Below are 19,706 nucleotides of genomic sequence, written 5' to 3'. Positions count from 1 at the left end.
GTCTGCGGCGGCCAAACGATCGTGCGGAGAAGGGAAGGGCTATCCCGCCCGGGAAGCAGTTGACCGCCGCACCTGGCCACCGGCTCGGTACCCATGGTGGCGACATCGTCGGTTCGAATGACTAGGTCGTTCTTGACCCAGATGCGCTATCTGGATGAACTTGGTATGCGGAGGATTGTGAGATGAAGAGCGACCAATCGCTGAGGCAAGTAGCTTTCTCGGTCAAGACCGGCACCGTCCGCCGCGGCGCCGGACGGTTCTACGACGAACTCATGCGCAACCAGACACTTTCGGTTGAAGAGCTAGCACAGCTCCAGCAACAGCGAGCCAGCGAAATAGCCCGCTTTGCCATAACTCACACGTCCTTTTATCGCCGTCACTACTCCGAATTAGGAATAGAAAAAGTCGACCTTGATGATCCCTTAGCTTGGTCGCAGCTACCCATCATCGATAGAACGGTGGTCAAGGAGAACGCGCCTGACTTCTTCTCAGATGAGGCACAGCCGAAGTATCAGCGAAAGGCGTTAACCGGCGGTAGTACGGGTCAACCACTGCGGACCGCCCACGATGCCCGTGTTCCATCCCTGGCTCTCAGCTGGCGGATGTACTCGTGGTGGGGTGTGCAGCCATGGGACAACTTGGCAAGGGTGGCCCGATGGGGCTTCGGCTGGAAGGAGGATCTAAAGAATGCAGCTGCTTGGTGGCCGACCCGGCAGCGCTACCTTGACGCGGCACTTATTTCCGAAGAATCTATGCAGACGTTTCTCGGCGAGTTGCAGAAGACAAAGCCGGCGCTTCTAGAGGGATATGTCGGGGCGATGCTCGAGTTTGCCGGGTATGTGGAGTCCCACGGTGCGCGTTTCCCGTCATTGAAGGCATTGGCAACGACGGCAGCACCTCTGACGCAGGCTGCGCGCAATCGTCTCGAGTCAGTCTTCGGTTGCCCAGTTTATGACGAGTACAGGGGCTCGGAATTCGGTTGGATGGCCGGTGAATGCGCAGCCCATGCTGGTCTACACACCTTCGCTGATGTGCGCCGTATTGAGGTCGTCGATCCAGACGGCAAACCCTTGCCGCCAGGCGAGGTGGGCGACCTCGTCATCACGGATCTCACTAATCGAGTATTCCCTCTCATTCGCTATCGGAACGGAGATCGGGGAATGCTGCTAGAAGGCATCTGCCCTTGCGGCATATCTTTGCCTCGCATGGCGCCGGTCGACGGCCGCACTACCGATGTCCTCCGGTTGCCAAGCGGGCGCTCCATGAACCACCGCCTTCTTGCGATGTTCAGTGACATTCCCGAGGCAGTAGAGATGTTTCAGATCCATCAGCGATCGGACTACTCCATCGTGGTGAGGGTGGTTCGTGGCGGGGCGCCTGATGCGGACCAACAGATAGACGGCGTGGTCGAGGGGTTACGAGAGCGGATTGGGCGGGAGGTGCCGGTGATCGTTGAGTATGTCGATGATCTTCCGTATACCGGTGGAAAGATCAAGTTTGTGATCTCAGACGTGTCGTCCGAGCAGACGCGTTAGCCGTGCCGGCCGCGGTATTCATCGTCTTCGAACTGGGTCAGCGCAAGGAGGCCGCCGACCCCTCGTGCCATCGTGCGGGCCGACAGCCCCTGACGGTGACCATCACGACGTAGCACCGCCACTGACCACAAAGTGGCCCCGCCGCCGAGCCGGAGCAAGCTTTGCCCTGCCAATTGCCCACCGGCCAGAAGGCGCTGGTTGCGCCCAGAGCCTCGGAGCCCCTCCTCGACCCGGAGCTGAGTGGCCCAGGCGCGAACGCTGCGCCGCAGGAGCCACTTTCGCGTCAGACGTTCACCACTAACGCTCTCGACCACTCGGGCTGCTTCTGCCCAACGGATCTCACCGCCCGCCTGCACGAGTTGAGCCGTGAAGAACGAGTCTTCGCCGCCGGAAAACCCGAAGCGGTAGTCGAACCGCAGTCCGACACGACGGACAAAATCCAGGTCCAACAGCAGGTTGTTGGTTGCAGCAGTGGGCATCAGTTGGCCGTCCTCACGGCGGGGCCGCTCGTACACAGCCTGCACCCAGGCGTCTGCGTCGCGGTCGCTTAGGTCGGTTTCCACCTTCCCTGCGACCGCCTGGGCGCCAAAGGAGCGCCAGGTGTCAGTAAGTGCAGTCAGCCATTCTTCGTCTGGGGCCTCGTCGTCGTCCAAGAACACGAGTAGCCGGGCCGCCGCCGCCTCATCCAGGGCCCGGTTCCGGACGGCCGCCAGCCCGGGCCGGGACTCAACGACGTGTTTGGCCCCATACTGGCTCGCAACCGGTGCCGCACTCCCCGCAGGGTCGTTGTCGACAACGAGCACCTCCGAGCTAAGGTCTGGACGCTCCGCGGTCAAACGGGATCGCGCAGCTTCCACCCCGGCAAGGGCGCGGGCCAATAGATCGAGCCGGTGGAGCGTTGGCACCGCGACTACTAAGTGGCTCGTCTCTGAGCTGGGAACCGCCCGTGCCTCTGGCTCCTCGTGCACAGTCGTCGGTTGCATCCCATTCTCGGGCTCCACAGCGTCAATCCTTTGGCATTGAATAGTCCGAGATCGCCGTACAGGAGGATTAACGGTCGAACGACTGCTTGAGCAGCTCGGCCAGCTGGGCCTGGTGCTTCTTGCCCGAACCGGTCGCCGGTGAGGCGGCGGCCGGGCGGGAAACGACCCGGATCGGCCGGGACTCGCCCAGCGGCTCCAACTGCTCGGGCAGGTTCAGCGCCAGGAACGGCCAGGCACCCTGGTTCTTCGGCTCGTCCTGCACCCAGACGACCTCGGCGTGCGGGTACTGCTGCAACGCCGCGGCGATCTCCTTGGCCGGGATCGGGGCCAACTGCTCCAGACGGATGATCGCGGTGGTGTCGTCGCCCCGCTTCTCCCGCTCGGCCTCCAGGTCGTAGACGATCCGGCTCGAAGCCATCAACACGCGGGTGACCTTGCCGGCATCCAGCTTCTGCTGGTCGACCAGCACCGGGTTGAAACGGCCCTTGGTGAAGTCTTCCGGGTTGGAGGTCGCTGCCTTGAGCCGCAGAAGTTGCTTCGGGGTGAAGACGATCAGCGGCTTGCGCGGTCGGGCGTAGGCCTGACGACGCAGCAGGTGGAAGTACGACGCGGGGGTGCTCGGGTGCGCGATCGTCATGTTGTTCTCGGCGAACATCTGCAGGTAGCGCTCGATACGAGCCGAACTGTGGTCCGGTCCCTGACCCTCATAGCCGTGGGGGAGGAGCAGCACCACCGAGGAGCGCTGCGCCCACTTCTGCTCCGAGGAGGAGATGAACTCATCCACGATGGACTGGGCGCCGTTGGCGAAGTCACCGAACTGGGCCTCCCACAGTACCAGTGCATCCGGACGCTCCACGGAGTAGCCGTACTCGAAGCCCATGGCGGCGTACTCACTCAGGAGTGAGTCGTAGATCCACAGCCACGCCTGGTCGTCGGTCAGATAGCGCAGCGGGGTCCACTCGTTGCCGTTCTCATGGTCGATCAGGACCGCGTGCCGCTGCACGAAGGTGCCGCGGCGGCTGTCCTGGCCGGCCAACCGGACGGGGGTGCCATCCATCAGCAGGGAGCCCAGAGCCATGAGTTCGCCCATGGCCCAGTCGATTCCGCCCTGGGAGACCATCGCCGAGCGACGCTCCATCAGCTTCTGCAGCTTCGGGTGGACGGTGAATCCCTCGGGCGGATTGACCCAGGTGTCACCGAGCTTCTTCAGGGCCTCGATGCTGATCGCGGTGGACTGACCGCTCTGGTCCGCGCGGGCGTCGTCCTCCTCCTGGGCACGAGGCCGTTCCAGGCCGCCGTGGCCCGCGGCGTCGGTGGACTGGGAGCTGTCCGACGGGGCCGCGGCGAGCTCCGCCTTGGCCGCCTTGGTCTCGGCGAAGACGCGCTCCAGCTGCTGCTGGTAGTCGCGCAGCGCCTCGTCGGCCTCGTCCTTGGTGATGTCGCCACGACCAACAAGCGCTTCGGTGTAGAGCTTGCGCACGCTGCGCTTGGCCTCGATCAACTCGTACATCATCGGCTGGGTCATCGAGGGGTCGTCGCCCTCGTTGTGCCCACGGCGGCGGTAGCACACCATGTCGATGACGACGTCCTTGTGGAACTTCTGGCGGAACTCGAAGGCGAGCTCGGCCACCGACACACAGGCCTCGGGGTCATCGCCGTTCACGTGGAAGATCGGCGCCTGGATCATCCGGGCCACGTCACTGGAGTACGTCGAGGACCGCGACTGGCTGGGCGCCGTGGTGAAGCCGACCTGGTTGTTGACGATGATGTGGATCGTCCCGCCGGTGCGGTACCCGCGCAGCTGCGACAGGTTCAGCGTCTCGGCGACCACACCCTGGCCGGCGAACGCCGCGTCACCGTGCATCAACACCGGCAGCACGGTGAACGCCGTACCGGCCAGGTTGATCCGGTCCTGCTTGGCGCGGGCGATGCCCTCCAGGACGGGGTTGACCGCCTCCAGGTGCGAGGGGTTGGCCGCCAGGTAGACCTTGGTCTTGCTGCCGGCGTCGGAGACGAACTCGCCTTCGGTGCCCAGGTGGTACTTCACGTCGCCGGATCCCTGGACCGACTTGGGGTCCTGGGTGCCGTCGAACTCCTGGAAGATCTGCTTGTAGGACTTGCCGGCGATGTTGGCCAGTACGTTCAGGCGGCCACGGTGCGGCATGCCGATGCACACCTCGTCCATGCCGTCGTCGGCCGCAGCCGACAACACCCGGTCCAACAGGGCGATGGCGGTCTCGCCACCCTCGAGGGAGAACCGCTTCTGGCCGACGTACTTGGTCTGCAGGAAGGTCTCGAACGCTTCCGCGGCGTTCAGCTTGCGCAGGATCCGCAACTGCTCATCGGGCGACTGCTTCTGGTAGCCGCGCTCGACCTTGGCCTGGATCCACGCCCGCTGCTCGGGGTCCTGGATGTGCATGTACTCGATGCCGACGCTGCGGCAGTAGGCGTCGCGCAGGATGCCCAGGATTTCACGCAGCTTCAGGAACGGCTTGCCGCCGAAACCGCCGGTCGGGAAGGCGCGGTCCAGGTCCCACAGGGTCAGACCGTGCTGGGTGATGTCCAGGTCGGGGTGCCGACGCTGCTTGTACTCCAGCGGGTCGGTGTCGGCCATCAGGTGACCGCGCACCCGGTAGGCGTGGATGACCTCCTGCACACGCGCGACCTTGGAGATGTCGTCGTCGTGGCTGGTGTCGATGTCCCGGACCCACCGCACGGGCTCGTAAGGGATCTTCAACGCGGCGAAGATCTCGTCGTAGAAGTCCTCGGCGCCGAGCAGCAACTCGTTGACGACCCGCAGGAACTCTCCGGACACCGCGCCCTGGATGATCCGGTGGTCGTACGTGGAGGTCAGCGTCATGATCTTGCTGACACCGTTCTTGTTCAGCGTGTTGGCGGAGGCGCCCGCCCACTCGGCCGGGTACTCCAGCGCACCGACGCCGATGATGGCGCCGGCACCCTTCATGAGGCGGGGCACCGAGTGCACGGTGCCGATGCCGCCGGGGTTGGTCAGGGAAATGGTGGTGCCCGCGTAGTCCTCGAGGGTCAGCTTGTTGTCCCGCGCGCGCCGGACCATCGCCTCGTAGGACGCCCAGAACTGGGCGAAGTCCATCTCGTCCGCACCCTTGATGTTGGGTACGACGAGGGTCCGGGAACCATCTTCCTTGGCCAGGTCGATGGCCAGGCCGAAGTTGACGTGCCCCGGCTTGACCAGGACCGGCTTGCCCTTCTCGTCCTCGCCGAGCGCGGAGTTCATGTCCGGCACGACCTTGAGGGCCTTGACGATGGCGTAGCCGATCAGGTGGGTGAAGGACACCTTGCCGCCGCGGCTGCGCGACAGGTGGTTGTTGATCACGATCCGGTTGTCGATCAGCAGCTTCGCGGGCACGGCGCGCACGCTGGTGGCGGTCGGGACCTCGAGGCTGGCCTCCATGTTGGTCACGATGCGGGCGGCCACACCACGCAGCGGCACCCGCTCGTCGGCGGCCGGCTCGACCTCCTCGGGGGAGGCGATGCCGTCGCGGGCCACCGGAAGCTCGGTGCTGATCTCGGCTTCGGAGGGATCCAGCACCTGGATCGCCGTCGAGTCGGCGCGCGTCTCGGTCTCGCGGGGGTCGTCCTCGGTGCCGTCGACCGGTTGGACCGAACGGTCCAGGTCCTCATCGGGGGTGGTCTTCTCGGCGACTTCCACGGGCTTGGGGGCCGGTGCCGTGGCGGCCGGCGCCTGAGCGGAAGTAGTGGCCTTGCCGGCAGCGGGAGCCCTATCGGCAGTGGGAGCCTTACCGGCAGTCGGGGCAGACCCGTTGGTGGCGGCGTGACCGTTGGTGTTTCCGTTCGCGGTCACGTGTCCGTTGGTCTTGCCGGCGCCGGGGGTGTAGTCGGCAAAGAATCCCCACCACGCCTTGTCGACGGAGTTCTTGTCTTCTTTGTACTGCTCGTACAGCTCATCGACCAGCCACTCGTTGCCTGCGAACGCGGCGAGGGGGTCAGAGGACTGTGATGACACGCGAATGCGCCTCTTCCATCATGTGATTTCGTGCGGGGTCCAAGCCCGACAACTGCCTGATCTACCCTAGCGGCTGGGCGCCGAAGGGTCACACACCGCGTCCGGTGTGCTATAGACGCAACGCGCGAGTGGTGTCACGGTGTTCCATCCGTCCATTGCGCGGACAACCACCGTGCGCAACCCCACGCTGTTAGCCTGACCCGGTTATCGGCGACGCCGCGATTCCGGGGTTTCTGCGGCCCGTTATCCCGAGGTGACCTGCTTGACGACGACGACGACTCTGCCTCTCGCGGCAGCGGTGGCCCTGGGGCATGCCCTCGTGGCTGACGTCGCGGAGCAACTCCACCTTCCTGCCCTGCTCATCAAGGGTGTTGCGGCGGTCCAGCAGGGTCTGCGTGATGAGGACTACGTGCCCGGCGACGTGGACGTCCTGTGCTCGCCGGATCGTGCTCCGGAGCTGATCGATGCCCTCGCGGCCCGTGGTTGGCGTCTGCGCCCCGAGTCCGCCGCGCACGCCCGATTCGTGACTCACTCCACGACGTTGCTGCACCCGGAGTGGCCCTGCGATATCGACGTCCACACGAGTTTCCCGGGATTCTTCGCCGACCCGGACGTGGTGTTCGAGGCGCTGTGGCAGCACCGGGAACGCCACGAGATCGCCGGCGTCGGGCTGTGGGCACCGGACTATCCGGCGCACGCGCTGATCGTTCTCCTCCATGGTCTTCGCTCTCCGACCCTCTACAAGAACGCTGAGGAGGTGACCAACTCGAGGCTGCGGTTCGGCGCCATGTCGGACACTGAGCGTGCCGCGGTGCAGGACCTGATCCGTCGCACGCGAGCCTCTGAAGTGGTCGCCGACGTCCTCAATCCGATCGGGTGGCAGATCGAGGTTCCTGAGCAGCCGTCCGCCCAGTTCGTGCGTTGGAAGCTCAGCTCGGGACCAACCAACACCGAGGGCTGGCTGGTGGCCATCGCGGAGGCCCGGGGGACCGACCGCTTGCGGGTGATCTATCGCGCGGTCCTGCCGGCGCGGGACGACCTGCTGATCGACTACCCCCAGGTCGCGGACGCAACGTGGCCGACCGTCAAGGCCTACGCCCAGCGGTTGATCAGGGCTGCCGCCTGGGTGCCGCCCGCGGCCCGCAACATCGTGCGCACCCGCTGGGCATCACGGCGGCGTACGCCGATCGACGGCTCCGGTGCAACCGGCACCATGACGGTGCCCGCGCCCACCGTCGACGTAGCTCCGGCAGCGCCGCCGGCCCCCGTGCCGGCAGGGTCATTGACCAGCACGCCATCGAGATCCGAGGGGCCGCCGCCCCCGGACTTCGCCCCCGGCGGACAACGGTGGGCGGTGTACGAACCCCCGGCTGCGCAGTCCGTAGGTGATGAGGCGTTCGTGCTGCGGCTGAGTGGCACAGGGTCGTCCGCCCCGATGCGGTTGAACAGCGTCGGCCTGGCGATCCTGACGTTGCTGGATGACACCGACGGCGACGTGGAGGAAGCGGCTCGGGAGGCGGCGCAGCTGTGGCCGCAACCGTTGGAGGAGTTGCGCACGGTCATCACCGGGTTCCAGCAGGAGATGACCCGCCTCGGCGTCCTGTCGTGATCCGGGTGGGACTCAGCGACCCACCTTGTTGAGCCGGCGCAACGCGTGCGGCAGTTGCTGCTCCAGATCCTCGGCCTCCTGCGCGTCCCGCTGCCAGAGCAGGCCGTAGGTGAAGGTGTCCTCACCGGCCGCTGCGGCCTTGTCCGCCGTCTCCAACAGGTGCGCCCGGCTGACGACACTGTCCTGATGATCGCCGAGCAACGTCTGAATTGCCTTGGCGCGCTTGGCCAATGTGGGTCTGCCTGCGGCCTCCGCGACGTACCGCAACTGCTTGGCCTTCTTGCGCACTGAGTGGAAATGCACGTCAGACGGTTCCTTGCGGGCCTTCTTCGCGGCCTTGCGCAGCTTGTGTCGGGCGTGCGCGACCGATGCCGCCGCGCTGAAGTCCCCGTCGGCCGCTGCTCCAGCCAACGCGTCCAGTCCGTCGAGCAGCTGGAAGTAGCGCTCGCTGTCCAGGGCGCGCACCGCGCGGCGCAGACCGCGCGTGTACGCGGCCTTCGAATTCGCCACCAGCCGTTCGCTTGCCCGACCGCGGATCAACTCCGGCGGCAGCGCCGCAAGGGCCTGCTGGTACCGCTTCGCGAGCACCTCCGCGTCCCTGGCCACCCCGAGAGTGGCTGCCAACTCACGTAATTCGCTCTCCAGGTGCTCCCCGCCGGGCAGTTCAAGCAGCGCCGGGTGGCTGCGCAACAGGGAGCGTATCCGTCTGCTGGTCACCCGCATCTGATGTACGCCGTCCGGCCGGTTCTCGCGTACCCAACGGTCCCGCTCGACCAGATCGTCGGTCAGCCGGGCGAGGGCCTCAACCGTTGGATCGGCGTACGTCGATCGGTCCGGTGGCGAGCCCACGACGTGCACCAGCTTGGCCGGGTAGGTGGACGGTTGCGCTCCGGCGTCGGTCAGGCGTCGGCACAGCCGCTCCAGCAGATCCTGGTCGGTCGTGCCGATGAGCTCGACTTCCCACTCGTGCCAGATGATTTCGGCATCGGGTGCGGTGCGCAGGTCGACGCCGACCACCTCGTCGTCGGCGAACTCAGCAACGATGGCGCCCTCGTCGCTGACGATGTGCGTCACCGTCCTGCTCGTATGCAACGTTGCCAACGGCGTCAGTTCGCGGTCGCGCACGATGGCTGCGACCAGTGATCGCAACTCCGCAGGCAGGTCGTCGCTGAGTGGGGCGTGCACCTCCGAACGAGATCCCGCCGCCTGCGGCAGTTTCAGGTGCCACGCCTCGTCGGAGCCACCGACCCTGCGGCGCAACGTGATCCGGTGTTGCAGCAGATCGAGGTCCGCGGTGTCGTAGTAGGTGGCCTCCATCGTGACCGGTTCGTCGCGGTCGGCCCGCGCGATACCGGTCAGGCCGTCGAAGGACGGTTCGGCGCTTGGCGAAGGTACCGAGAACTTGCGTTCGATCTCGGTGAGCTTCGTCAGCTTCGCTTTAGAGGACATCTTTACGCTGGTTGATGATCGAACCGATCACAGCCAACCCCAATCCGTAGGCGGTCAACACGATGGCTGCGGCCCACCAGGACAAGTAATGCTCATGGGGCACGTCAGCCAGTTGCGGGTTCAGCGTGGCGCTGGTCAATGACGACGGCAGGTAGGCCGCCGCCCCCTCCCAGTGCAGGAGCCGGAAGATCACGTTGAAGAGGAGGTCGCCGATGAAGGCCAGGCCGATCGCGACGAACACGGCCGCGATCTGGTTGCGCAACAGCAGCCCGAAACCCATTCCCAGCAGCACCCAGATCACGAAGACCAGCAGCATCAGCGCCAGCGTCTGCCACACGTCGCCGGAGTCGAGGTAGAACGAACCGTTCTTGGCCAGCTTCATCACCAGGCCACCGCCGATCACCGCGGAAACGTCGCACACGATGCCGTAGACAACCCCGACGACGACGGCCGCGCCCATCTTCGCGACGGAGATCTTCCACCGCTTCGGAGTCGCCAGAACCGTTGCGGTCCAGGTCTTGTGGCGGAACTCGGCCGTGACGATCAGCACGCCGAGCGCCAGTGGGAACAGTTGCAGCAACGAGGCCTGGAAGCCTGCGGAGTAGACGCTCTGGGCCGCCTGGGGGCTGATCTGGCTCAATGCGGTGCCACTGTCGCGCATCGTGTCGGTGCCGATCTGCGCCGCGAAGAGTGCGGAGATGCCACCGGCGACGATGATCGCGCCGATCAGCAGACCCCACCACAACTTGGTCGTGAAGATCTTCAGGATCTCCGACTTGAACGCGTTCACGAGGCCGCCCCCAGGTTGCGGTTGGCGTTCTCGGGAGCCTCGGTGAGTTCGAAGAAGAGTGCCTCCAGGTCGGCCTGCTCCGTGCGCAATTCGTGCACGGGCACTCCCGCTGCCAGAGCAGTGTCACCGATCAGAGCCAGATCTCCCGTCACCGCGTGGATGGTGCCGTCGGGGTCCGTCGCACACTCGACCCCACGGGCAGCCAACGCTTCGACGAGGGGTCCGGCGTTCGGCGTACGCACCAGCACCTTGGGCTCCCCGCGGATCTCCTCCATTGGCCCGGAGCGCACGGCTTTGCCGTTGGCGATGATGACCACGTCATCGACCGTGTGCTCGACCTCGGACAGCAGGTGGCTGGAGATCAGGATGGTGCGGCCTTCGCCGGCCAGGTGCCGCAGGAACTGCCGCAACCACCGGATCCCTTCGGGGTCAAGGCCGTTGGCGGGTTCGTCGAGGACGAGCACCCGCGGGTCGCCGAGCATCGCACCGGCCAGGCCGAGGCGCTGACGCATCCCCATCGAGTAGCCGCCGGCCACTTTGTTCGCGGCAGCGGGGATCCCGACCAGGTTCAACATCTCATCGACCCGGGAGTCGGGGATCCCTCCTGCGGCCGCGAGCACGCGCAGGTGGTTGCGACCGGTCCGCCCGGGATGGAAGTTCGCCTCCAGCGACGCGCCGACGGTCTGGGTCGGGTGGGGCAGGTCGACGTACCGCGCCCCGCCGATGGTCGCCGTACCCCGGGTCGGATGGATCAGGCCGAGCAGCATCCGCAACGTCGTCGTCTTGCCGGCACCGTTCGGGCCCAGGAAGCCGGTGATCCGGCCCGGTTCGACGGTGAAGCTCAGATCCTTGACCGCCTCGAAGTGACCGAAGGTCTTGCCCAGCCCCGAGACGACGATGCGCCCGGGCACGGCGTCGTGGGTCATGCGAGACACCTCTCACAGGTGGGGGTTGCTGACCTGCCCATCCAACCATCCGCACCAGCGCGCCCTGCGGATCTGGGACGATGGGCGGCAAATGATCGAATGGCTTCTCGTCCTGGCCGGGGTGGCGCTGACCGCTGGCACCGCACTCTTCGTGAGCGCGGAGTTCTCCCTCGTGGCGCTCGACCGACCCACCGTGCAACGCGCGATCGACGGCGGCGATCTGCGGGCCGGGACCGTCCTGCCGTCGCTGAAAACGCTGTCCACGCAACTGTCGGCCGCCCAGGTGGGCATCACGCTGACCACGCTGATCCTGGGTTATCTGGTCGAACCATCGCTCGGCACATTGCTCGAAGGACCGCTGCACTCGATCGGGATGTCCGACGGGACGGTTCGCGCGCTCTCCACCCTGCTCGCGTTGATCCTGGCCACGTTGTTCTCGATGATCTTCGGCGAGCTGGTGCCGCAGTTCCTGGGCATCTCGACGCCGCTGCCGGTCGCCAAGATCGTGGCCCCGCCGGTGCGGGTGTTCGCCACGATGGTGCGTCCGGCCATCAGCATCCTCAACGGCTCGGCCAACCTGGTGCTGCACGCCCTGGGCGTCGAGCCGCGCGAAGAACTCTCCGGCGCGCGCACGCCGCAGGAGTTGGCGTCGCTGGTGCGCCGGTCCGCCGAGGCCGGAACCCTCGAGGAGGGCACCGCGCGTCTGCTCGCGCGATCGCTGGACTTCGGTGAGCGGTCGGCGGCTGACGTGATGAGCCCCCGGGTGCGCTGCACCTCTATTGAACGTACGGCGACCGCGGCCGACGTGGTCGCCACCGCCCGGCACTCGGGTCACTCCCGCTTCCCCGTGCTGGGGGAGGACTGGGACGACGTGGTCGGGGTCGTACACGTCAAGCGCGCGATCGCCGTACCTCCCGAGGAGCGGGCCTCGGTCCCGGTGACGGACCTGATGATCCCGCCGGTGATGGTGCCGGAGACGGTCGGCCTGGACCCCCTGTTGTTGTTGCTGCGCGCATCGGGGTTGCAGTTGGCGATCGTGGTCGACGAATACTCCGGCACCAGTGGGGTCGTCACGCTCGAGGACGTCATCGAGGAGATCGTCGGCGAAGTGGTCGACGAGCACGACCACTTGCGCGACGCCAGCCGGATGCTGCCCGACGGGACGTGGACCGTCTCCGGGTTGTGGCGACCCGATGAAGTGGTCGATCGCATCGGAGCACCGATCCCGGAGGGCCCGAACTACGAGACCGTGGGCGGTTTCGTGATGGCCTCGGTGGGCCGGGTGCCGCGGGTCGGTGACGAGGTTGCTGTCGACGGCTGGAGCGTCCGGGTGCTGTCGATGGACCACCGCCGGGTGGACCGGGTGCAGGTGTCGCCTGTTCCTTCGTCGTCGTCGTCTTCGTCTCCGTCCTCGTCTTCTTCGTCTTCGGAGCCGGCGTCATGATCTGGCTGTCGTTGCTCTTCCTGGCCGGGAACGCGTTCTTCGTCGGAGCTGAGTTCGCGGTCATGGCCGCCCGGCGCTCGCAGATCGAACCCCTGGCCGCAGCCGGCTCCGCCCGGGCGAAGATGGCGCTGGAGGCGTTCGAGAACGTCGCCTCGATGTTGGCCTGCGCGCAGTTGGGCATCACGGTGTGCTCGGTGCTGCTGGGTGCCGTCGCCGAGGACGCGATCCATCACTGGCTCGAGGCGCCGCTGCACGCCATCGGCCTCGGGGATGCCTGGGCCAGCGGGATCGCGCTGCTGTTGGCGCTGCTGCTGGTGATGTATCTGCACGTCGTCCTGGGTGAGATGGTGCCGAAGAACCTGGCGATCGCCGGTCCGGATCGGGCCGCGTTGCTGCTGGCGCCGCCGCTGCTGTGGATCACGCGGGTGCTGCGGCCGGTGATCGCGCTGGTCGAGTGGGTCGCGAAGTTCTTCGTGCGCCGCCTCGGGGTCGAACCCAAGGATGAGGTGGCCTCGACCTTCTCGGCGGAAGAGGTCGGCACGATCGTGGAGGAGTCCACCCGCGAGGGTCTGCTGCAGTCGGCCGAGCACGAACGCTTCGTCGACGCACTGGAATTCAGCGATCACGTGGCCTCTGACGTTGCCGTGCCGGTGTCGCAGTTGATCACCGTGCCGCTGGGTGCCACGCCGGCGGACGTGGAGCGGCTGGTGGCGGTGCACGGATTCTCGCGGTACCCGGTGGTGGGAGCCGATGGACTACTCGTGGGCTACCTACACCTGAAGGACGTGCTCTACGCGACCGATGAGGCCTATGAGGAGCCGGTGCCGCCCAAGCGGATCCGCAGTCTGGCGACCGTGGGCCCGTCGGCCGAGGTCGAGGATGTGCTGCTCACGATGCAACGGACCGGTCTGCACCTGGCGCGGGTCGTGTCGTCGACGGGGGAGACGACGGGCGTGGTGTTCCTGGAGGACGTGCTGGAGGAACTGGTCGGCGAAGTGGCTGACGCGACGCAGGGTTAGGGCCTCACGGCTCGAAGCGGTAACCCATCCCTTGCTCGGTCAGCAGGTGCTTCGGCGCGGCGGGATCGTCCTCGAGTTTTTTGCGTAGCTGCGACATGTAGAGCCGCAGATAGCCGGTGTCCGTAACGTGTTCGGAGCCCCACACCTGCGTCAGGATCGTCTGTCGGGTCACCAGTCGCCCGGCGTTGCGGATCAGGATCTCCAGCAACTGCCATTCGGTCGGCGTCAGGTGCACGGGGGCGCCGTCGCGGCGGACCGTATGCGCGACGAGATCGACAGTCACCAGCCCGAACGACACGACCGCCGACTCGTCCTGGGCGACATCAAGAGGCGCACCGCGTCGGCCGAGCGCGCGGATCCGGGCCAGCAGTTCGTCGATCGCGAACGGCTTGGTCACGTAGTCGTCGGCTCCTGCGTCCAGCGCTTCGACCTTGTCGGCCGAGCCCGTTCGCCCGGAGACCACCAGGATCGGTGCGGTCGACCAGCCGCGGACAGCGGTGATCACTTCGACCCCATCGAGGTTCGGCATCCCGAGATCGATCATGTAGAGATCCGGCTTCTGCTCGATCGCCGCCTGGATGGCCGTCGCCCCGTCGGCGGCCGCGATCACGTCGTAGCCGCTGGCGCGCAGGGTGATTCGCAGGGCACGCACGATCTGCGGGTCGTCGTCGGCGATCAGGATCTTCATGCCGACACCAACGCCGGTGCGGTCGGCAATGAGACGACCATGGTCAGTCCGCCGCCGGGAGTGTCCTCGGCTGTGAGCGTCCCGGACATACCTTCGGTGAATCCCTTCGAGAGCGCGAGGCCGAGGCCGATGCCGCGGTCGTTGTCAGTATCCCCAAGCCGTTGGAACGGGGTGAAGATCAGATCCTTGCGATCATCCGGCACCCCGGGTCCGTGGTCGACCACTCGCAACTCGACGACGTCGTCAAGGCTCGAGGCGGACAATCGGATGGGCGTTCCTGGCGGGTTGAAGCGGGTGGCGTTGGCCAACAGGTTGACCAGAACCCGCTGCAGCAGAACCGGATCGGCCTGCATCGGCGGCACCGAAGCCGGCAGGTCGAGCGTCACGCTCGACGGCCCGAGGCCGAGTTCGTCCAGTGCCGGGAGCACGACCTCTGCCGCCGACACCGGTCGGGCCGCGACCGCAAGGATGCCCGCGTCAAGCCGGCTGGCGTCCAGCAGATCGGTCACCAACGAGGACAGGGTCTGCAGGCTCTCGTCCGCGGTCGCCAACAACTCGGCGCGGTCCTGGGCCGAGAGGTCTTCGGGCATCGAGCGCAGCGCGCCGACCGAGGCCATCGCTGCCGCCAGCGGTCGGCGCAGGTCGTGACTGACCGCCGACAGCAACGCACTGCGCACCTTGTCGCTCACGGCGAGTGGACCTACCGTGGCCGCCGTTTCTTCGAGGGCCGTGTGCTCCAACGCGGCCGCGATCTGGGTGGCGATGACCTCCAGCAACCGTCGCTCCGAGGCATCGACCGCGGGCCCGAAGGCCTCCAACCCGGCCGAGGGACCCACCGGAAGGTGCACGGATGGCTCACCACTCGGCGTACCGTCATGGGCCACCTCGACGCCCTCGGAGACAACGCGAACGGCGTCGAAGCCGAATGCTTCCCGCGTCCGGGAGAGCAGCGCGGCCAGCGCGTCCTGGCCGCGCAACACACTGCCCGCGATGCTGGCCAACAGTTCGGACTCGGCGGCCGAGCGCTGCGCCAGGCGGGTACGCCGCGCGGCCTGGTCGACGACGTACGACACCAGCAGCGCATTGATCACATACAGACCGAGGCCCAGTGCGTGCAGGGGTTGGTTGATCGTGATCGTGTAATAAGGCGAGATGAAGAAATAGTCCAGGGTGAGGCCGGACATCAGCGCCGCGAACACCGCGGGTCCGAAGCCGCCGACGAGAGCGATCACGATCACCAGCAGTTGGTAGGCAAGGACATTCGCGGTCATCGCGTCGTCGGAGCGGATCGTCTTGAGCAGCAGCGTCAGCAGCGGTCCGAGCACCAGGGCCAGGGCGAATCCGATGATCCGGCGGCGGGCCGTCAGGCCACCGGAAACGGAGGGGAGGGCGAACCGGCGGCCGGCTTCGGCGTGGGTGACGATGTGTACGTCGATGCTGCCGGACTGGCGCACCACACCGTTGCCGATGCCCGGACCGGTCAGCACGGTCTGCAACCAACTGCGCCGGCTGACGCCGATCACCAACTGGGTCGCGTTGACACCCTTGGCGAAGGAGATCAGCGACGCCGGAATGTCCTGCCCGACGATCTCGTGGAACGAGCCGCCCAGTTCCTCGACCAGCGCACGTTGGGTGGCCAGGTTCTGCTGGTTGGTCGCGGACAGCCCGTCGGGGGAGCTGACGTGCACCGCCAACAGGTCACCGCCGGAACTGCGCGAAGCGATCCGGGCACCGCGGCGCAGGAGCGTCTCGCCCTCCGCGCCACCGGTGAGCGCCACCACGACCCGCTCGCGCGCTTCCCAGGTGCCGTCGATGTTGTGCTGGGCGCGGTAGTTCTGCAGCGCCGAGTCGACCTCGTCGGCCAGCCAGAGCAGCGCCAACTCCCGCAGGGCCGTGAGGTTGCCCAGGCGGAAGTAGTGCGACAGGGCGGCGTCGATGCGCTCGGCGGGGTAGACGTGCCCGTCGGAGAGCCGGTTGCGCAACGCCTGCGGGGTGAGGTCGACCAGTTCGATCTGGTCGGCGGCCCGCAGCACCTCATCCGGAACCGTCTCTCGCTGAGGGACTTTCGTGATCTTTTCGACGACGTCGTTGAGGGACGCGATGTGCTGGATGTTGACCGTCGACATGACGTCGATGCCGGCATCCAGCAGCGCTTCGACGTCCTGCCAACGCTTCTCGTGCGCGCTACCGGGCGCGTTGCTGTGCGCCAACTCATCGACCAGCGCCACGTCCGGGTGTCGCGCCAGCACGGCGTCGAGGTCCATCTCGGACAACTCGACGCCGCGGTGGCTCGTCGTGCGGCGGGGGATCTGCTCCAGCGGGGAGGCCATCGCCGCGGTCGCCGCCCGGCCGTGGGTGTCCACCCAGGCGACGACCACATCCCCGCCGAGGGCAGCCAGTCGCTGACCCTCCTCGAGCATCGCGTAGGTCTTCCCGACCCCCGGTGCGGCGCCGAGGAAGACCCGCAGCCTGCCTCGGCTCACCGGCTCACCCCTTCAGTGCGTTCACGGCCACGTTGAGTTCCAGGACGTTGACCCGTGGTTCGCCGAGAACCCCGAGCGCACGTCCCTTGGTCATAGTGTCCACCAGGTGTTGCACCGCGGCGGGTGACAGGCCCCGGGCCTGGGCCACGCGACGTACCTGGAGGTCGGCGTAGGCCACGCTGATGTCCGGGTCCAGACCCGACCCGGAGGCGGTCAGGGCATCGGCCGGTACGGCGCTCGGCGGCACCTGGTTGAACGCCGCCACCTGCGCGCGGCGCTCCTTGATCGCCTTGATCAGGTCGGGGTTGTTGGGCCCGAGGTTGGAGCCGGAGGAGGCGTTCGCATCGTACCCATCACCGGCGGCCGAGGGCCGGGGCTGGAAGTACTGCGGTAGCGGGTTGCCCTTGGCGTCGGTGAAGTTCTGTCCGATCAGGCTGGAGCCGACGGTCTTGCCGTCGACCTTCACCAGCGAACCGTTCGCCTGGTTGCTGAAGGCGACCTGCCCGACCCCGGTCATCGCCAACGGATAGGCGATGCCCAGGATCACGGTGAGGATCAGCAGCGCGCGGAGTGCGACGCCGTATTGCTTTGCTACGAGGACCATTTCAGTTCTTTCTCAGAGTCTCGTGTCTCAGAAGCCGGGGATCAGGCTGACGAACAGGTCGATCAGCTTGATGCCCACGAAGGGCACGATCACGCCGCCCAGGCCGTAGATCAGCAGGTTGCGCGACAGGATCTGGCTGGCCGAAGCGGCGCGGTATTTGACGCCCTTCAGGGACAGCGGGATCAGCGCGATGATCACGACCGCGTTGAAGATGATCGCGGAGACGACCGCCGAACTCGGGCTGTGCAGATGCATGATGTTCAGCGCCTGCAGGGCCGGGAAGACACCGGCGAACATCGCGGGGATGATCGCGAAGTACTTGGCGATGTCGTTGGCGATCGAGAACGTCGTCAGGGCGCCCCGGGTGATCAGCAACTGCTTGCCGATCGCGACGATCTCGATGAGTTTCGTCGGGTCGGAGTCGAGGTCGACCATGTTGCCGGCCTCTTTGGCCGCGGAGGTGCCGGTGTTCATCGCGACGCCGACGTCGGCCTGCGCGAGGGCGGGCGCGTCATTGGTGCCGTCACCGGTCATCGCGACCAGGCGGCCACCCTCCTGCTCGCGGCGGATCAGCGCCAGTTTGTCCTCCGGCGTCGCCTCGGCCAGGAAGTCATCGACGCCTGCCTCGTCAGCAATCGCCTTGGCGGTCAACGGGTTGTCACCGGTGATCATCACCGTGCGGATCCCCATCGAACGCAGTTGCGAGAATCGCTCCACCAGACCGTCCTTGACGACATCCTTGAGGTAGACCACCCCGAGCACCCTTCCGTGCCCGCGGGCGTCCTTGATCGCGACGACCAGCGGCGTGCCGCCCTTGGTCGAGATGTCCTCGACGATCCGGGTCAGTTCCTCGCGGGCATCAGGCCCGGGGGCAGTGGCCTCTGTTGCCAACCATGCGCGTACGGCGGAGCCGGCGCCCTTGCGCACCTGCGTCCCGTCCGCGCGGTCCACTCCGCTCATCCGCGTCTGAGCGGTGAACGGAACGACGAGGTCGCCGTCGCGTGCTTCCTCGTGGATGCCGCGCTCGAGAGCCAGGTCGACGATCGAGGTGCCTTCGGGAGTCGCGTCACCAGCGCTGGAAAGGGCTGCGGCGCGGGCCAGTTCGTCGTGATCAACGCCGTGCAGCGGGTAGAACTCCGTCGCCCGCCGGTTGCCGTAGGTGATCGTTCCGGTCTTGTCCATCAGCAGGGTGGTGACGTCGCCGGCCGCTTCGACCGCGCGTCCGGAGACCGCCAGGACGTTGCGTTGGACGAGCCGGTCCATGCCGGCGATACCGATGGCCGACAGCAGTGCTCCGATGGTGGTCGGTATCAAGCAGACCAGGAGCGCCACCAGCACCGGGACGCTGACCGCAGCTCCGGCGTACGACGCGATCGGGTTGATCGTGAGGACCACAACCACGAAGACGATCGACAGGCTCGCCAGCAGGATGTTCAGCGCGATCTCGTTGGGCGTCTTCTGCCGGGACGCGCCCTCGACCAGGGCGATCATCCGATCGACGAAGGTGTCACCGGGTTTGGAGGTGATCTTGACGACGATCCGGTCCGACAGCAGGCGGGTGCCGCCGGTCACCGCACTGCGGTCACCGCCGGATTCCCTGACGACAGGTGCGGATTCACCGGTGATGGCCGACTCGTCGACCGAGCCGATGCCCCACACGATGTCACCGTCACCAGGGATGACCTCGCCGGCGACGACGTCGACGTAGTCCCCGAGCCGAAGCTCCGCGGAGCTGACCACATGGCTCTCGTCGTTGTCGCTGGGAGTCGACCCCTCGGCGTACCCGAGGATGACGCGGGCGGTGGTCTCGGTGCGGGTCTTGCGCAGGCTGTCGGCCTGCGCCTTGCCGCGGCCCTCGGCGACGGCTTCGGCCAGGTTGGCGAAGATCACCGTGAGCCACAACCAGATGGCGATGGTCCAGGAGAAGACACCGGGTACGGCGCCACCGCCGGATTTCTCTGCGCCGGTGAAGATCTCGGCGATGGCGATCGCCGTGATGAGCACGGCTCCCACCTCGACGATGAACATCACCGGGTTGTGCCACATCTGCCGCGGATCCAGCTTGCGCATGGCCTCCGGCAGCGCCTTGAGGAGCTGCCGTGGGCCGAATGCCGCTGTCTTCGAGGTGTGTTCGTGCTTCTGGTCGACGATGGGTTCGTCGGTCATGATC

The 19,706-nt window shown here is 66.6% G+C and carries 13 protein-coding genes; 4 read left to right on the top strand and 9 right to left on the bottom strand.

The window, feature by feature from the left end; translation table 11 throughout:
• Positions 1 to 182 precede the first annotated feature (182 nt).
• Positions 183 to 1,535 (top strand): hypothetical protein, encoded by a 1,353-nt coding sequence (locus AZH51_RS00565; RefSeq protein ID WP_291520274.1) that lies wholly within the window; start codon positions 183 to 185, stop codon positions 1,533 to 1,535.
• Here the strand turns inward: AZH51_RS00565 and AZH51_RS00560 are convergent.
• Both AZH51_RS00560 and AZH51_RS00555 read right to left on the bottom strand, forming a co-directional pair.
• Positions 1,532 to 2,518, bottom strand: coding sequence for a glycosyltransferase (locus tag AZH51_RS00560; RefSeq protein WP_291521287.1), 987 nt, complete (start codon positions 2,516 to 2,518; stop codon positions 1,532 to 1,534). The two genes, AZH51_RS00565 and AZH51_RS00560, sit on opposite strands and share 4 nt — an antisense overlap.
• 67 nt (positions 2,519 to 2,585) lie before the next feature.
• The gene (locus AZH51_RS00555; protein WP_291521285.1) at positions 2,586 to 6,530 is read right to left on the bottom strand and encodes a multifunctional oxoglutarate decarboxylase/oxoglutarate dehydrogenase thiamine pyrophosphate-binding subunit/dihydrolipoyllysine-residue succinyltransferase subunit; all 3,945 of its coding nucleotides are present in this window, start codon (positions 6,528 to 6,530) and stop codon (positions 2,586 to 2,588) included.
• 256 nt (positions 6,531 to 6,786) lie between these two features.
• On the opposite strand from AZH51_RS00555, the gene AZH51_RS00550 reads away from it, so the two are divergent.
• The gene (locus AZH51_RS00550) at positions 6,787 to 8,133 is read left to right on the top strand and encodes a nucleotidyltransferase family protein (RefSeq protein WP_291520273.1); all 1,347 of its coding nucleotides are present in this window, start codon (positions 6,787 to 6,789) and stop codon (positions 8,131 to 8,133) included.
• A 12-nt stretch (positions 8,134 to 8,145) separates the two neighbouring features.
• On the opposite strand, the gene AZH51_RS00545 is transcribed toward AZH51_RS00550, so the two are convergent.
• The 3 genes from AZH51_RS00545 to AZH51_RS00535 are packed head-to-tail and all read right to left on the bottom strand — an operon-like array spanning position 8,146 to position 11,298.
• Entirely contained in the window at positions 8,146 to 9,582 is a 1,437-nt protein-coding gene (locus AZH51_RS00545) for a CYTH and CHAD domain-containing protein (RefSeq protein WP_291520272.1), read from the bottom strand.
• Positions 9,572 to 10,372 (bottom strand): ABC transporter permease, encoded by an 801-nt coding sequence (locus AZH51_RS00540; RefSeq protein WP_291520271.1) that lies wholly within the window; start codon positions 10,370 to 10,372, stop codon positions 9,572 to 9,574. Before AZH51_RS00540 ends, AZH51_RS00545 begins: the two co-directional genes overlap by 11 nt.
• Complete coding sequence (locus tag AZH51_RS00535; RefSeq protein ID WP_291520270.1) at positions 10,369 to 11,298, bottom strand: ABC transporter ATP-binding protein; 930 nt, start codon at positions 11,296 to 11,298, stop codon at positions 10,369 to 10,371. The genes AZH51_RS00540 and AZH51_RS00535 overlap by 4 nt, the downstream gene beginning before the upstream one ends.
• Positions 11,299 to 11,389: 91 nt before the next feature.
• Between AZH51_RS00535 and AZH51_RS00530 the strand changes: the two genes are divergently transcribed.
• Positions 11,390 to 12,742 carry a hemolysin family protein gene (locus tag AZH51_RS00530; protein ID WP_291520269.1) on the top strand — a complete coding sequence of 451 codons (1,353 nt, stop codon included), beginning with the start codon at positions 11,390 to 11,392 and terminating at the stop codon, positions 12,740 to 12,742.
• A complete protein-coding gene (locus tag AZH51_RS00525; protein ID WP_291520268.1) occupies positions 12,739 to 13,761 on the top strand; it encodes a hemolysin family protein in 1,023 nt (340 codons plus the stop codon). The genes AZH51_RS00530 and AZH51_RS00525 overlap by 4 nt, the downstream gene beginning before the upstream one ends.
• Before the next feature lie 4 nt (positions 13,762 to 13,765).
• Here the strand turns inward: AZH51_RS00525 and AZH51_RS00520 are convergent, their stop codons facing one another.
• From AZH51_RS00520 to kdpB, 4 genes are read right to left on the bottom strand one after another with little or no spacing between them, the layout of a single operon-like run.
• Positions 13,766 to 14,449, bottom strand: coding sequence for a response regulator transcription factor (locus AZH51_RS00520; protein WP_291520267.1), 684 nt, complete (start codon positions 14,447 to 14,449; stop codon positions 13,766 to 13,768).
• A complete protein-coding gene (locus tag AZH51_RS00515) occupies positions 14,446 to 16,932 on the bottom strand; it encodes an ATP-binding protein (protein WP_291520266.1) in 2,487 nt (828 codons plus the stop codon). Before AZH51_RS00515 ends, AZH51_RS00520 begins: the two co-directional genes overlap by 4 nt.
• Before the next feature lie 4 nt (positions 16,933 to 16,936).
• Positions 16,937 to 17,536, bottom strand: coding sequence for a potassium-transporting ATPase subunit KdpC (kdpC, locus tag AZH51_RS00510; RefSeq protein ID WP_291520265.1), 600 nt, complete (start codon positions 17,534 to 17,536; stop codon positions 16,937 to 16,939).
• Between the two features lie 27 nt (positions 17,537 to 17,563).
• The gene (gene kdpB / locus AZH51_RS00505; protein WP_291520264.1) at positions 17,564 to 19,702 is read right to left on the bottom strand and encodes a potassium-transporting ATPase subunit KdpB; all 2,139 of its coding nucleotides are present in this window, start codon (positions 19,700 to 19,702) and stop codon (positions 17,564 to 17,566) included.
• Positions 19,703 to 19,706 lie beyond the last annotated feature (4 nt).

Source organism: Branchiibius sp. NY16-3462-2 (genome assembly GCF_001594145.1).
Taxonomy (GTDB): Bacteria; Actinomycetota; Actinomycetes; order Actinomycetales; family Dermatophilaceae; genus Branchiibius.
The sequence above is the reverse complement of the archived record's forward strand: the minus strand, read 5'-3'. Positions and strand labels throughout refer to the sequence as shown.

Bases quoted from the DNA above. Each gene is read 5' to 3' on its own strand.
- AZH51_RS00530 (WP_291520269.1), top strand. From the start codon at position 11,390: ATGATCGAATGGCTTCTCGTCCTGGCCGGGGTGGCGCTGACCGCTGGC.
- AZH51_RS00535 (WP_291520270.1), bottom strand. From the start codon at position 11,298: ATGACCCACGACGCCGTGCCCGGGCGCATCGTCGTCTCGGGGCTGGGC.
- AZH51_RS00560 (WP_291521287.1), bottom strand. From the start codon at position 2,518: ATGCAACCGACGACTGTGCACGAGGAGCCAGAGGCACGGGCGGTTCCC.
- AZH51_RS00545 (WP_291520272.1), bottom strand. From the start codon at position 9,582: ATGTCCTCTAAAGCGAAGCTGACGAAGCTCACCGAGATCGAACGCAAG.
- kdpB (WP_291520264.1), bottom strand. From the start codon at position 19,702: ATGACCGACGAACCCATCGTCGACCAGAAGCACGAACACACCTCGAAG.
- kdpC (WP_291520265.1), bottom strand. From the start codon at position 17,536: ATGGTCCTCGTAGCAAAGCAATACGGCGTCGCACTCCGCGCGCTGCTG.
- AZH51_RS00525 (WP_291520268.1), top strand. From the start codon at position 12,739: ATGATCTGGCTGTCGTTGCTCTTCCTGGCCGGGAACGCGTTCTTCGTC.
- AZH51_RS00520 (WP_291520267.1), bottom strand. From the start codon at position 14,449: ATGAAGATCCTGATCGCCGACGACGACCCGCAGATCGTGCGTGCCCTG.
- AZH51_RS00565 (WP_291520274.1), top strand. From the start codon at position 183: ATGAAGAGCGACCAATCGCTGAGGCAAGTAGCTTTCTCGGTCAAGACC.